The organism is Pseudomonas sp. HD57-3, from assembly GCF_056113135.1.
This window is the reverse complement of the sequence record NZ_CM148568.1, coordinates 5926538-5939651: the sequence shown is the minus strand read 5'-3', so window position 1 is coordinate 5939651 and position 13114 is coordinate 5926538. Positions and strand designations below refer to the sequence as shown.

At 61.7% G+C, this 13114-nt stretch carries 12 protein-coding genes; 4 read left to right on the top strand and 8 right to left on the bottom strand.

Annotation, left to right across the window (positions count from 1 at the left end; translation table 11 throughout):
- Positions 1 to 113 precede the first annotated feature (113 nt).
- From ppa to exaC, 8 genes are all read right to left on the bottom strand, one after another.
- Positions 114 to 641 (bottom strand): inorganic diphosphatase, encoded by a 528-nt coding sequence (gene ppa, locus AC0R79_RS26955; RefSeq protein WP_007990564.1) that lies wholly within the window; start codon positions 639 to 641, stop codon positions 114 to 116.
- A 114-nt stretch (positions 642 to 755) separates the two neighbouring features.
- Positions 756 to 1568 carry a M90 family metallopeptidase gene (locus AC0R79_RS26950; protein ID WP_262159690.1) on the bottom strand — a complete coding sequence of 271 codons (813 nt, stop codon included), beginning with the start codon at positions 1566 to 1568 and terminating at the stop codon, positions 756 to 758.
- Between the two features lie 4 nt (positions 1569 to 1572).
- Positions 1573 to 2223: a DedA family protein gene (locus tag AC0R79_RS26945; RefSeq protein WP_375747958.1), complete on the bottom strand. Its 651-nt coding sequence runs from the start codon at positions 2221 to 2223 to the stop codon at positions 1573 to 1575.
- A 227-nt stretch (positions 2224 to 2450) separates the two neighbouring features.
- Positions 2451 to 2912 carry a GNAT family N-acetyltransferase gene (locus AC0R79_RS26940; protein WP_007958617.1) on the bottom strand — a complete coding sequence of 154 codons (462 nt, stop codon included), beginning with the start codon at positions 2910 to 2912 and terminating at the stop codon, positions 2451 to 2453.
- 118 nt (positions 2913 to 3030) lie between these two features.
- Positions 3031 to 3864: an ethanolamine ammonia-lyase subunit EutC gene (gene eutC, locus AC0R79_RS26935; protein ID WP_474732464.1), complete on the bottom strand. Its 834-nt coding sequence runs from the start codon at positions 3862 to 3864 to the stop codon at positions 3031 to 3033.
- Positions 3861 to 5255: an ethanolamine ammonia-lyase subunit EutB gene (locus AC0R79_RS26930; protein ID WP_474732462.1), complete on the bottom strand. Its 1395-nt coding sequence runs from the start codon at positions 5253 to 5255 to the stop codon at positions 3861 to 3863. Before AC0R79_RS26930 ends, eutC begins: the two co-directional genes overlap by 4 nt.
- Positions 5256 to 5335: 80 nt before the next feature.
- A complete protein-coding gene (gene eat, locus AC0R79_RS26925) occupies positions 5336 to 6706 on the bottom strand; it encodes an ethanolamine permease (protein WP_085608773.1) in 1371 nt (456 codons plus the stop codon).
- Between the two features lie 201 nt (positions 6707 to 6907).
- Entirely contained in the window at positions 6908 to 8428 is a 1521-nt protein-coding gene (exaC, locus tag AC0R79_RS26920) for an acetaldehyde dehydrogenase ExaC (RefSeq protein ID WP_221535123.1), read from the bottom strand.
- A gap of 299 nt (positions 8429 to 8727) precedes the next feature.
- Here exaC and AC0R79_RS26915 point away from each other — a divergent pair, with 299 nt between their 5' ends.
- The 4 genes from AC0R79_RS26915 to AC0R79_RS26900 all read left to right on the top strand — a co-directional run bounded on the left by AC0R79_RS26915 (position 8728) and on the right by AC0R79_RS26900 (position 13108).
- Positions 8728 to 10644 (top strand): sigma-54-dependent Fis family transcriptional regulator, encoded by a 1917-nt coding sequence (locus AC0R79_RS26915; RefSeq protein ID WP_474732458.1) that lies wholly within the window; start codon positions 8728 to 8730, stop codon positions 10642 to 10644.
- Positions 10645 to 10837: 193 nt separating this feature from the next.
- The gene (gene mpl / locus AC0R79_RS26910; RefSeq protein WP_007958628.1) at positions 10838 to 12187 is read left to right on the top strand and encodes a UDP-N-acetylmuramate:L-alanyl-gamma-D-glutamyl-meso-diaminopimelate ligase; all 1350 of its coding nucleotides are present in this window, start codon (positions 10838 to 10840) and stop codon (positions 12185 to 12187) included.
- The gene (ubiX, locus tag AC0R79_RS26905; RefSeq protein ID WP_007958630.1) at positions 12184 to 12831 is read left to right on the top strand and encodes a flavin prenyltransferase UbiX; all 648 of its coding nucleotides are present in this window, start codon (positions 12184 to 12186) and stop codon (positions 12829 to 12831) included. The genes mpl and ubiX overlap by 4 nt, the downstream gene beginning before the upstream one ends.
- A complete protein-coding gene (locus tag AC0R79_RS26900; protein WP_064382190.1) occupies positions 12824 to 13108 on the top strand; it encodes a YceK/YidQ family lipoprotein in 285 nt (94 codons plus the stop codon). The genes ubiX and AC0R79_RS26900 overlap by 8 nt, the downstream gene beginning before the upstream one ends.
- The last annotated feature ends 6 nt before the right edge of the window (positions 13109 to 13114 follow it).

Here is a 13114-nt window from a genome sequence, read left to right as displayed (position 1 = left end):
CTAAAACTTTTCTGTAGGTCGCTATAAACAAGCTGTTTAAGCACCTATCGGGCAGGCACAAAAAACCCCGGATCAACCGGGGTTTTCTTCAAGCGTGTCGCAGGTCGCGAGGCTTAGCCTTTGTAGGCAGCAACCGACTTGGTGATCGCTTCGCGGGCGGCGTCTGCACCGGCCCAGCCTTCGATTTTCACCCATTTGCCTTTTTCGAGATCTTTGTAGTTCGCGAAGAAGTGCTCGATCTGCTGGATCAGCAGGGCTGGCAGGTCGGTGTATTCCTTCACGTCCACGTACAGCTGGGACAGCTTGTCGTGTGGAACTGCGATGACTTTTGCATCGCCGCCGCCGTCGTCGGTCATGTTCAGGATGCCGACCGGACGCGCGCGGATCACCGAACCTGGAGCAACCGGGTAAGGGGTTACAACCAGCACGTCGAGGGGATCACCGTCGTCAGCCAGGGTGTTCGGGATGTAACCGTAGTTGGCCGGGTAGAACATCGGGGTGGCCATGAAACGGTCAACGAACAGGCAATCGCTGTCTTTGTCGATTTCGTATTTGATCGGCGCGTGGTTGGCCGGGATCTCGATCGCGACGTAGATGTCGTTCGGCAGGTCTTTGCCAGCCGGAATCTTGCTGTAGCTCATTGGGCGTTGCCCCCGTTAGTTGACCAAAAACACTTGGCCGGATTGACCAAAAAGTGGCGGCGATTATAGGCATATTCTGCCGTGGACGCCACGTACCGGAAGTCGTGCAGACCTTTACTCGTGAGCCTGATAGACCGGGTCGGTGGCCTGAAGTTGCTTCAGGCGCGCCAGCGGATCCTGGCGGTAGAAAAGCTGCAACTGCGCATACACCTGTGGATAAGCCTCGTGCAGCAGATCCGGAGCGCTGAAGAAGTACTCGCTGGTGACGGCGAAGAATTCTGCCGGGTTCTCGGCGGCATACGGGTCGATGGCGGTTTCGGCATCGGGGTTGCGGTCGAGCTGGCGGTTGAGATCGTCGTACGCCGCCTGCATCACCTCGGCCCAGTCGCTGACCCGCATGTCGGCGTGCAGCGGCGGCAGGCCGTTGGCGTCGCCGTTGAGCATGTCGAGTTTGTGCGCCAGTTCGTGGATCACCAGGTTGTAGCCTTCCCAGCCACCACTGGCCATCACGCCGGGCCAGGCGAGGATGATCGGCCCTTGTTGCCACGCCTCGCCGCTGTGTTCGCCGTCCCACTCGTGCTCGACGCCGCTGGCATCGCGATGGCGCTGGGGGCTGAGGAAGTCGTCGGGGTAGAGGACGATTTCGTGGAAACCCTGATACCAGTTCAGATCGCCGAGATGCAAAAGCGGCAATTGGGCCTGGGCGGCGAGCAGCAGGCGTTGTTCCTGGTGCAATTCGACGCCGGGCAGGGCGGTCAGGTGTTTGTCTTCGAGGAACAGCACGCTGGCTTCGCGCAGCCACTGGTCTTCAGCGGGACTGATGCCATCGAGAAAGCTCAGGTGATGGCGCACCCGCTGCCACAGTTCGTCGGCAATCGGGTGCCGGGCCAGAATGCGCCGGCGGCGCCAAGCGCTCAGCGACCACATCGGCTTAATGCGATTGGGCTTTGGCGCCGCCGAAACGGCTGCGCACCAGACCGAGGATCATCGGAATCAGCGACAGCAGGATGATGCCGACCACCAGCAACGACAGGTTTTTCTTGATGAACGGTACGTTGCCGAAAAAGTAACCCAGGGTGACCAGACCGCCGACCCAGAGAATTGTCCCGAGGACACTGAAGCCGAAGAAGCGCGGGTAGGGCATTCTCGCCACGCCAGCGACGAACGGTGCAAAGGTACGGATGATCGGCAGGAAGCGCGCCAGCGTAACGGTTTTGCCGCCGTGCTTGTCGTAAAAGTCGTGAGTTTTCTGCAGGTAGTCGCGGCGGAAGATTTTCGAGTTCGGGTTGCTGAACAGCTTCTCGCCCGCCGTTCGTCCGATCACGTAGTTAGTGCTGTCGCCGAGGATCGCCGCCAGCATCAGCAGGCCCGCCAGCAATACCGGGTCCATGCCGCCGCCCGCAGCCACTGCGCCGGCGATGAACAGCAGGGAATCACCCGGCAGGAATGGCATCACCACCAGACCGGTCTCGCAGAAGATCACCAGAAACAGGATGGCGTAGATCCATGGCCCGTAATTATTCACCAGCAGGTCGAGATAAACGTCGAGATGCAGGATAAGGTCGAGCGGGTTGAAATCCATGGAGGCACCTGTGGTGACGGCCTGACTCGGCAGACCTGTGCGGATGACTTCGTGTAAGCCTACAAGCAGGTGTAGTTTTTCTTACAAGCCGGAAAGCTCGGGATTATACGGTTTGAGAGGTGAAAAGCGCGTTGGTTTTGTAGCGGGGGATGTCGGTGTGAACAAATGTCGGGTTGGCATTCATTTTGGGGAGGGAGTCTGCTCCCTCCCCGCAAGGCACTCCGCGATCAGAGCTCGTCGCTGATCGGCAGTACGTAGTTCTTGAACTCGGTGTCTTCCTTGAATCCGATGGATTCATAGGTTTTCTGCGCCACTTCGTTGTCGGCACTGGTGGAGACGCGCATGCGCACGGCCTGGGTTTCCTTGGCCATTTTCTTGGCGGTGCGGATCAGGTTGTCGGCTACCAGCTGGCGGCGGGCGTCTTCGGCGACATAGATGTCGTTGAGAATCCACACGCGCTTGAGCGACAGGGAGGAAAAGCTCGGATAGAGCTGGCAGAAGCCCATGAGCTTCTTGTCGTCGTCATCGGCCAGGGCCAGGTAGATCACCGATTCCTTGCGTCGCAGGCGCTTTTCGAGAAAGGCCCGGGACGAGTCCGGATAGGGCAGGGAGCCGTAGAACTCGCGGTACTTAACGAACAACGGGGTCAGCAAATCCAGGTGTTCGAGGGTCGCTTGGATAATCCGCATGGTAGGTCTCGTCCTTCAATTGGCTGTCTTCACGTGGGGCTGACGGCATCGGGAAACCTTGGGCGGCCGTGCGTCGATCCTGCCTCAAACCGGCGCAGAAAGGCAATGCGGAAACGGTTCAGGCTGGGGGCGGATCGAGTAGGAAATTACTCTTCATGTCTGCACCGGCTTCCGATTCCAGCGTCTGAACCTGCGCTTCATCCTTCAGATTGACGCCCGACAGCTGGCGCCGACAGGCTTCGCGCATCAGATACAGCAAGCGATGCGCCGCCATGCCGTAGCTGAGCCCTTCCAGCCGCACATTGGAGATGCAATTGCGGTACGCATCCGTGAGGCCGACCTTCGGATTGTAGGTGAAATATAAACCCAGGCTGTCCGGCGAACTGAGGCCCGGACGCTCTCCAATCAGCATCACGACCATTTTGGCGCCCAGCAACTGGCCGATTTCATCGCCAATTGCCACTCGACCCTGTTCCACCAGCACTACAGGTGCGATCGACCATTCGTCGGCGCTCATCTGTTCTTCCAGACGGGTGAGAAACGGCAGGGTATGCCGATGCACCGCCAGCGCCGAGAGACCGTCCGCCACCACAATCACCAGATCCACGCCGCCCGGATGCGCCTGGGCGTATTCGCGCAGGGCCTGCGCCGATTGATCGCTCAACTTGCGCCCCAGATCAGGGCGTTGCAGATAGCTGTTGCGATCCACCGCCGCGCTGTGCAGCAGCAGACTGTCGCGCTGGCGCTCGGTCAGTTGGGCGCTGAGCCCGGCGTGATCGAACGGCAGATGCACGGCGTCCCGGGCCTGGGCGTGGGCGTACTGGAAATCCAGCTGTGCGCTGGTCGGCAGGCTGGTGCCGGTGCGGCCGAGGGCAATGCGCGCCGGGGTCAGACGACGCAGCTCGAGCCATGGGTTGTGCGGATCGACGGGCGGTTTTTCCATCTGACTCATCCCAGTTGCGCCAAGGCCTGGCGGAAGGCCGGCGGCAGGTTGTTGCCGAAGCGGACCTTGCCGTCCGCCTGAGTGAAGATGCCCATGTTCGCCAGCCACTGCTCGAACTCTGGCGCCGGTTTCAGGCCCAGGGTCTGGCGCGCATAGAGCGCGTCGTGGAACGAGGTGGTCTGGTAGTTGAGCATGATGTCGTCGGAGCCGGGAATGCCCATGATGAAGTTGATCCCCGCCACGCCGAGCAGGGTCAGCAGGGTATCCATGTCGTCCTGGTCGGCCTCGGCGTGGTTGGTGTAGCAGATGTCGCAGCCCATCGGCACCCCAAGCAATTTGCCGCAGAAGTGGTCTTCGAGGCCGGCGCGGATGATCTGTTTGCCGTTGTAGAGGTATTCCGGGCCGATGAATCCTACGACGGTGTTCACCAGAAACGGCTTGAAATGGCGCGCCACGGCGTAGGCCCTTGTCTCGCAGGTCTGTTGATCGACGCCGTGGTGGGCGTTGGCTGACAGCGCGCTGCCCTGGCCGGTTTCGAAATACATCAGGTTCTGCCCGAGCGTACCGCGATTGAGGCTCAGGCCCGCGTCATAACCTTCCTGCAAGATGTTCAGGTTGATACCGAAACTGGCGTTGGCCGCTTCGGTGCCGGCAATCGACTGGAACACCAGATCCAGCGGCACGCCACGGTTGATCGCTTCTATAGAGGTGGTGACGTGGGTCAGCACGCAGGCCTGGGTCGGAATGTCGTAGCGCTGGATGATCGCGTCGAGCATTTCCAGCATCGCGCAGATCGAGGCGATGCTGTCGGTGGCCGGGTTGATGCCGATCATGGCGTCGCCGTTGCCGTACAGCAGACCGTCGAGAATGCTCGCAGCGATGCCGGACGGTTCATCGGTCGGGTGATTGGGTTGCAGCCTTGTGGATAACCGCCCACGCAGGCCGAGGGTGCCGCGAAATTGGGTGACCACACGGATTTTCTGCGCCACCAGCACCAGATCCTGCACGCGCATGATCTTCGACACGGCAGCGACCATTTCCGGCGTCAGGCCGGGGGCGAGGGCACGCAGGCTGGATTCATCGGCCGCTTCGCTCAACAGCCAGTCGCGAAAGCCGCCAACCGTGAGATGGCTGACGACCGCGAAGGCCTGCTTGTCATGGCTGTCGATGATCAGCCGGGTGACTTCATCGGATTCGTAGGGGATCAGCGCTTCCTGCAGGAAATGCGTGAGCGGGATGTCGGCCAGCGCCATTTGCGCGGCCACCCGCTCGCCATCGTTGAGCGCGGCGACGCCGGCCAGGAAGTCCCCGGAACGCGCGGGGCTGGCCTTGGCCATCACGTCCTTGAGACTGTCGAAGCGGTAGGTCTGGGCGCCGACGGTATGGGCAAATGCGGCCATGGGGCGCGTTCCTCCTGAATGAATGCTTTTAGTGCGGGCACCGAGCCCGAGGCCCGATGCCGGTGCAGCCCAGTTAGCGTTTAGATACCTTCGAGCATAGCGTCTGCCGGTGCTTCGGAGCGTTGCTTGGCGGTCAGCTGGAAGTACAGGTAGCCGGCGGCCATGAAACCGAGGAACACACAGCCGATCAGCGTGTTGAACCAGGCCATCGCCACTAGGCACACCACCGCCAGGAACAGCGCGATGGCCGGCACCACCGGGTAGCCCGGTGCGCGGAAGGTGCGCTCCAGGTTCGGCTCGGTTTTGCGCAGTTTGAACAGGCTGAGCATGCTGATGATGTACATCACGATGGCGCCGAACACCGACATGGTGATCATCGCAGCCGTCAGGGTCATGCCTTGCAGATTGACCAGTCCGTCGCTGTAGATCGCCGCGATGCCGATAACGCCGCCGGCCAGGATCGCCCGGTGCGGGGTCTGGAAGCGCGAGAGTTTGGCCAGGCCTTTCGGCAGATAACCGGCCCGGGCCAGGGCGAAGAACTGCCGCGAGTAGCCGAGGATGATCCCGTGGAAGCTCGCCACCAGCCCGAACAGGCCGATCCACACCAGCATGTGCATCCAGGTCGAGTTGTTACCAACCACCGCTTTCATCGCCTGCGGCAGCGGGTCGTTGATGTTCGACAGTTGACGCCAGTCGCCGACGCCGCCGGCCATCACCATTACGCCGATAGCGAGAAACACCAAAGTCAGGATGCCGCTGACGTAGGCCCGTGGAATCGTGCGTTTCGGATCCTTGGCTTCCTCGGCCGCCATGGCCGCGCCTTCGATGGCGAGGAAGAACCAGATTGCGAAGGGAATCGCCGCGAAAATGCCCGGAATCGAGCCCATCGTGAATTCATTGGCACCCGACCAGCCATTGAGCACGAAGTTGCTGAAGCTGAAGCCCGGCGCGACCACGCCCATGAACACCAGCAATTCGGCGACGGCCAGCACGGTGACTACCAGCTCAAAGGTCGCGGCGATGCTGACGCCAAGGATGTTCAGGGTCATGAACACGAAATACGCGCCGACCGCCGCGAGTTTCGGGTCAAGTCCCGGATATTGCACATTCAGATAGGCGCCGATGGCCATGGCAATGGCCGGCGGGGCGAACACGAATTCGATCAGGGTGGCGATGCCGGCGATCAATCCGCCTTTCTCGCCGAACGCCCGACGGCTGTAGGCAAACGGCCCGCCCGCGTGGGGGATCGCGGTGGTCAGTTCGGTGAAACTGAAGATGAAGCAGGTGTACATGGTCGCGACCATCAGGGCCGTGACCAGGAAACCCAAGGTTCCTGCGGTGCCCCAGCCATAACTCCAGCCGAAGTATTCGCCGGAAATCACCAGGCCGACGGCAATGCCCCAGAGGTGCAGGGTGCCGAGTGTGGGTTTGAGCTGTGTGGTGGAAGTCATAAGTCCTCTCTGTCTTTTTTATTGTTCGATCTGTTGGACTTTCGGGTGCAGCGGTTGAGTGGGTGGATGCTGTTCACGCAGCGGCAGTGTTCTCGCAAATCCTGAATGACGGGTACGCAAGGCCCGTGCCAGAGCGGCCAGGCCAGGGATTGTCATCGGGATGAAAAGGGCGACACCGATAGTTCGGTGTCGCCCGGTTTTTTAGAAGAAGCCCAGTGGGTTGATGTCGTAGCTCACCAGCAGGTTTTTGGTCTGTTGGTAGTGGTCGAGCATCATCTTGTGGGTTTCACGACCGACGCCGGATTTCTTGTACCCGCCGAACGCGGCGTGCGCCGGGTACAGGTGGTAGCAGTTGGTCCATACACGGCCGGCCTTGATGGCGCGGCCCATGCGATAGGCGCGGTTGATGTCGCGGGTCCAGAGGCCGGCGCCGAGGCCGAACTCGGTGTCGTTGGCGATGGCCAGGGCTTCGGCTTCGTCCTTGAAGGTGGTGATGCTCACCACCGGGCCGAAGATTTCTTCCTGGAACACACGCATCTTGTTGGTGCCCTTGAGCAGCGTCGGCTGGATGTAATACCCGGTCGCCAGGCTGCCCTCGAGTTTTTCCACCTTGCCGCCGGTCAGCAGCTCAGCGCCTTCGCCCTTGGCGATTTCCAGGTACGACAGGATCTTGTCGAATTGCTGCTCGGACGCCTGGGCGCCGACCATGGTGTCGGTATCGAGTGGGTCGCCACGTTTGATCTGGCTGACTTTCTTCATCACCGCTTCCATGAACTGCGGATAGATCGACTCCTGAACCAGTGCGCGGGACGGGCAGGTGCAGACTTCGCCCTGGTTGAAGAACGCCAGCACCAGGCCTTCGGCGGCCTTTTCAATGAAGCTTGGCTCGGCCTGCATGATGTCTTCGAAGAAGATGTTCGGCGACTTGCCGCCCAGTTCCACGGTGGACGGAATGATGTTTTCGGCAGCGCATTTCATGATGTGCGAGCCGACCGGGGTCGAGCCGGTGAAGGCGATCTTGGCGATGCGTTTGCTGGTGGCCAGGGCTTCGCCGGCTTCTTTGCCGAACCCTTGCACCACGTTGAGCACGCCCGGTGGCAGCAGGTCGCCGATCAGTTCCAGCAGCACGCTGATGCCCAGCGGCGTTTGCTCGGCAGGCTTGAGCACCACGCAGTTGCCAGCGGCCAGGGCCGGGGCGAGTTTCCACGCGGCCATCAGGATCGGGAAGTTCCACGGGATGATCTGGCCGACCACGCCCAGCGGTTCATGGATGTGATAGGCGACGGTGTTGCCGTCGATCTCGGCGGCGCTGCCTTCCTGGGCGCGCAGGCACCCGGCGAAATAACGGAAGTGGTCGGCAGCCAGCGGGATGTCGGCGTTGAGGGTTTCGCGGATGGCTTTGCCGTTGTCCCAGGTTTCGGTGATCGCCAGGGTTTCGAGGTTCTGTTCGATGCGGTCGGCGATTTTCAGCAGGACCAGCGAGCGCGCCTGAGCGGAAGTGGAACCCCAGGCATCGGCAGCAGCGTGGGCGGCGTCCAGGGCCTTTTCGATGTCTTCGGCCGTGGAGCGCGGGAATTCGGCAATCGGTTGGCCATTCACTGGCGAGGTGTTGGTGAAGTACTGACCTTTGACAGGCGCGACGAACTCGCCGCCGATGTAGTTACCGTACTTGCTTTTGAACGAGACTTTGGCGCCTTCAGTACCGGGGTGAGCGTAACGCATGATGTTCTCCTTGGCTGTTGTACTTATCAGAGAGACGCGCATGAGCGCTTGCTATAAGCGTAGAGCAAAGGTCGGGCCACTGCCGTGCAGGTCAGGCAAATCAAGGCCTTGCGTGATTTCCGTCGGACAAGTGGCAAGCGTCTGTGACGGTATCGGTACAGCCCGGGTGACAGTTTGTACCGCTTCTGGCACAACCCGTGACCGGGCGGTCTTGCCAGCATTGCAAAGACCGGTTGGCTGGAGGATGCTGGGCACCACTTCACGCATGGGCCGATGAGCCTCGGGGAGAATAATAAGAAATGCACGACAACCATTTGAGTCGCCATGCCCAACAGGTTCTCACCGTCACCCAGGGCAAGCCGCACCTGCATGGCCCCGGTGCCGATCCGTCGATCGCCCGCTCGTGGCTGCGTTGTCTTGAGGACTATCACCTCGACCCGGCCCTGACCATGGCGCCGACCGTACTCGAACACGGTCGGGTTCTCGAAAGCCGCGAACGGCTGCAACAGGTGTTGCAGATCGCCGGCAATGAAATGAGCAGCCTGCATCAACAACTCTCCGGCGCCGGCCACGCGGTTTTGCTGACCGACGCGCGCGGGGTGATCCTCAACTGCGTCACCGCACCCGCCGAACGCAAGATTTTTGAACGCGCCGGCCTTTGGCTGGGCTCCGACTGGAGCGAGGCCTGCGAAGGCACCAACGGCATCGGCACCTGCCTGGTGGAACGTCAGGCCCTGACGATTCATCAAGACGAACACTTTCGCGGCCGCCACACCGGCCTGACCTGCTCGGCGAGCCCGGTGTTCGACCCGCACGGTGAATTGCTGGCGGTGCTCGATGTTTCCTCGGCGCGGCATGACGTCTCGCGCCAGAGTCAGTTCCACACTATGGCGCTGGTCAATCTGTCGGCGAAGATGATCGAGAGCTGCTATTTCCTGCGCTGTTTCGATAACCAATGGCTGTTGCGATTCCATCTTCAGGCCGAGTCCGTCGGCCTGTTCAGCGAAGGGCTGCTGGCGTTTGACGGGGAAGGGCGGATCAGTGCGGTCAATCAGAGCGCCTTGAATCTGCTCGGGCACATCCGTGGCGGCTTGCTGGGCAAACCGGTTGAGGCGTTTTTCGATTGTTCGCTGGATGAGTTGCTCGGGCGCGCCAGTGCCAATGCCAGCGCCAGTTGGCCGTTGCGCACCCGCGATGGGCGGCACCTGTTTGCGGTGCTGCGCGGCGAAACCCGTCGGCCGCTGCCAGCAGTACCGGCTCCGGCGCCTGTGGAAGCGCCGCGTCTTGCCGGGATTTGCCTGGGGGATGCGGCGTTGCAGGCGGATTTCCGTAAGTCATTGCGAGTGTTCGAGCGTGACGTGCCGCTGCTGATCAACGGCGAAACCGGCTCCGGCAAGGAAGCATTCGCCAAGGCTGTGCACAACGCCAGTCAGCGCGCCGGCAAAGCGTTCGTTGCTCTCAACTGCGCGGCAATTCCCGAAAGCCTGATCGAGAGCGAGCTGTTCGGTTATCGCGGCGGCAGTTTCACCGGTGCGCGCAAGGACGGCATGCGCGGCAAGTTGCAGCAGGCCGATGGCGGCACGCTGTTCCTCGATGAAATCGGCGACATGCCGCTGGCCTTGCAGACCCGCTTGTTGCGGGTGCTGGAAGACCGGCAAGTGGTGCCGATCGGCGGCGAGCCGGAAGCGGTCAACGTGCGGATCATCAGTGCCACCCACCGCAATTTGCTGGAACGGGTTGGCGACGGCAGTTTCCGTGAAGACCTTTATTACAGGCTCAACGGGCTGGAAGTGGCGTTGCCGCCGTTGCGCGAGCGCAGTGACAAGTCGCAGCTGCTGGATTTCCTGCTGGCCGAAGAGGCGGGCGGAGAAGCGATTATGATCGACGAAGCGGCGCGCCAGGCATTACTCGGGTTCAACTGGCCGGGCAACGTGCGGCAGATGCGCAATGTGCTGCGCACGTTGGCGGCGTTGTGCGATGAAGGGCGGATCGGGCTGGAGGATTTGCCGGCGATGTTTCGGCAGGTGCAGCCGCTGTTGGTAAAAACCGATGAAGCGTCATCCGGGCAGCTGCTTGAAGATACCGAGCGGCTGGCGTTGCTCAATGCGCTGGAGCACACGCGCTGGCATATGACCCACACGGCGCAGCAACTGGGTGTCAGTCGCAATACGCTCTATAGAAAGCTGCGCAAGCACGGGATTGCCCGAACCGCCTGAATACTCCTGCCGATCGTTCCCACGCTCTGCGTGGGAACGCCTCCCCGGACGCTCCGCGTCCGCTTTTGGGCGCAGAACGTCCTGTGCTGCATTCCCACGCAGAGCGTGGGAACGATCATGTCGTGTGATCAGCTAAAGAGTGCGATTTCCCCCTCCCTGCGCTAACCTGCGGCCATGTTTTACGAGGTCGACTATGCACATTCATATTCTGGGTATCTGCGGGACTTTCATGGGCTCGATGGCGGTTCTGGCCAAAGAGCTGGGCCATCACGTGACTGGCTCCGATGCCAACGTCTATCCGCCGATGAGCACCCAGCTCGAAGCCCAGGGCATTCAGTTGACCCAGGGTTACGACCCGGCGCAGCTTGATCCGGCACCGGATCTGGTGGTGATCGGCAACGCCATGTCCCGCGGCAATCCGGCAGTGGAATATGTGCTGAACAAAGGCCTGCCGTACGTGTCCGGCCCGCAATGGCTGGCCGACCATGTGCTGCAAGGTCGCTGGGTGCTGGCGGTTGCCGGTACGCACGGCAAGACCACCACCAGCAGCATGCTCGCCTGGGTGCTGGAACATGCCGGCATGAGCCCGGGTTTCCTGATCGGCGGCGTACCGCAGAATTTCTCGGTGTCGGCGCGTCTGGGCGGCACGCCGTTCTTCGTGATTGAGGCCGACGAATACGACAGTGCGTTCTTCGACAAGCGTTCGAAGTTCGTCCACTACCGTCCGCGTACCGCGATCCTCAATAACCTTGAGTTCGATCACGCCGACATCTTCCCCGATCTTCCAGCCATCGAGCGCCAGTTCCACCACTTGGTGCGGACCATTCCGAGCGAAGGCCTGGTGATTCACCCGACCACCGAGCCGGCCTTGCAGCGCGTGATCGAGATGGGCTGCTGGACCCCGGTGCAAACCACCGGTGCCGGCGGTCAGTGGCAGGTCAAGTTGCTGAAAGACGACGGCTCGGCGTTCGAAGTGATGTTCGAAGGCGTGTCCCAAGGCGTGGTCGAGTGGGAACTGACCGGTCAGCACAACGTTGCCAACGCCTTGGCGACTTTGGCCGCCGCGCGTCACGTCGGTGTTGTACCGTCGATGGGCATCGCCGGGTTGAGCGCGTTCAAGAGCGTGAAACGTCGGATGGAGAAAGTCGCTGAAGTGCGCGGCATCACCATTTACGACGATTTCGCCCACCACCCGACCGCGATTGCCACCACCCTCGACGGCCTGCGCAAGCGCATCGGCGATGCGCCGCTGATCGCGATCATCGAGCCGCGCTCCAACTCGATGAAGCTAGGCGCCCACCGTGACGGTCTGCCGGACAGCGTGGTCGATGCCGATCAGGTGATCTGGTACGCCCCGGCCAACCTCGGTTGGGATCTGGCAGGCACCGCCGCGTTGTGCACCGTGCCATCGATCGTCAGCGATTCGCTGGAAGGCATCATCGAACGCGTGAAGAGCCAGGCTCAGCCCGGCACCCACGTGGTGATCATGAGCAACGGCGGCTTCGGCGGCCTGCACGGCAAACTCGCCGAGGCGCTGAAATGAACACGCGTCTGGCGAGCAATGGCCCGGAACGCATCACGCTGGCGATGACTGGCGCGTCCGGCGCCCAGTACGGCTTGCGCCTGCTGGATTGTCTGGTGCGCGAGGATCGCGAGGTGCACTTTCTGATCTCCAAGGCCGCGCAACTGGTGATGGCCACCGAGACGGACGTGTCGCTGCCGGCCAAGCCGCAAATGATGCAGGCGTTCCTCACCGAATACACCGGCGCGTCCGCCGGGCAAATCCGCGTGTACGGCAAGGAAGACTGGATGTCGCCGGTGGCCTCGGGCTCCGGTGCTCCGGCCGCGATGGTGGTGGTGCCGTGCTCGACCGGCACCTTGTCGGCCATTGCCACCGGCGCCTGCAACAACCTGATCGAACGGGCGGCGGACGTAACCTTGAAGGAACGTCGCCAGTTGATTCTGGTGCCGCGCGAAGCGCCGTATTCGAGCATTCACCTGGAGCACATGCTCAAGTTGTCGAACATGGGCGTGACCATCCTGCCGGCCTCGCCAGGCTTTTATCACCAGCCGCAGACCATCGATGACCTGATCGATTTCGTGGTGGCGCGGATTCTCAATCTGTTGGGCATTCCCCAGGACATGCTGCCGCGCTGGGGCGAACACCATCTGAGCAGCGATGAATAAGCTGCTGGCGATCCTGCTGGCGCTGCAACTGACCGGCTGCGCCACGGCGCGCACGCTGGATGCCGCCAAGCCCGGCGCGCCGGTGGTGTATTCCGGCACCCGGCTGGATCTGTATGCGATGAATGGCGGGTGTTGCGCGATGGACCGATTCGGCGCCGAGGCGCCGAGTTACCCCGGTGTGGATCTGCCGGCCAGCGCATTGCTCGATACGCTGCTGTTGCCATTGTCGTTGCTGACGGTGATCGGTGTAGGGTTTCAGGCGACGGGCGGGTTATGAAAATCA

Excerpts from the sequence above, each read along its gene's own strand:
- ppa (WP_007990564.1), bottom strand. The coding sequence starts at position 641 with ATGAGCTACAGCAAGATTCCGGCTGGCAAAGACCTGCCGAACGACATC.
- AC0R79_RS26945 (WP_375747958.1), bottom strand. The coding sequence starts at position 2,223 with ATGGATTTCAACCCGCTCGACCTTATCCTGCATCTCGACGTTTATCTC.
- ubiX (WP_007958630.1), top strand. The coding sequence starts at position 12,184 with ATGAACACGCGTCTGGCGAGCAATGGCCCGGAACGCATCACGCTGGCG.
- AC0R79_RS26950 (WP_262159690.1), bottom strand. The coding sequence starts at position 1,568 with ATGTGGTCGCTGAGCGCTTGGCGCCGCCGGCGCATTCTGGCCCGGCAC.
- AC0R79_RS26915 (WP_474732458.1), top strand. The coding sequence starts at position 8,728 with ATGCACGACAACCATTTGAGTCGCCATGCCCAACAGGTTCTCACCGTC.
- eutC (WP_474732464.1), bottom strand. The coding sequence starts at position 3,864 with ATGAGTCAGATGGAAAAACCGCCCGTCGATCCGCACAACCCATGGCTC.
- exaC (WP_221535123.1), bottom strand. The coding sequence starts at position 8,428 with ATGCGTTACGCTCACCCCGGTACTGAAGGCGCCAAAGTCTCGTTCAAA.
- eat (WP_085608773.1), bottom strand. The coding sequence starts at position 6,706 with ATGACTTCCACCACACAGCTCAAACCCACACTCGGCACCCTGCACCTC.
- AC0R79_RS26900 (WP_064382190.1), top strand. The coding sequence starts at position 12,824 with ATGAATAAGCTGCTGGCGATCCTGCTGGCGCTGCAACTGACCGGCTGC.
- AC0R79_RS26930 (WP_474732462.1), bottom strand. The coding sequence starts at position 5,255 with ATGGCCGCATTTGCCCATACCGTCGGCGCCCAGACCTACCGCTTCGAC.
- AC0R79_RS26940 (WP_007958617.1), bottom strand. The coding sequence starts at position 2,912 with ATGCGGATTATCCAAGCGACCCTCGAACACCTGGATTTGCTGACCCCG.
- mpl (WP_007958628.1), top strand. The coding sequence starts at position 10,838 with ATGCACATTCATATTCTGGGTATCTGCGGGACTTTCATGGGCTCGATG.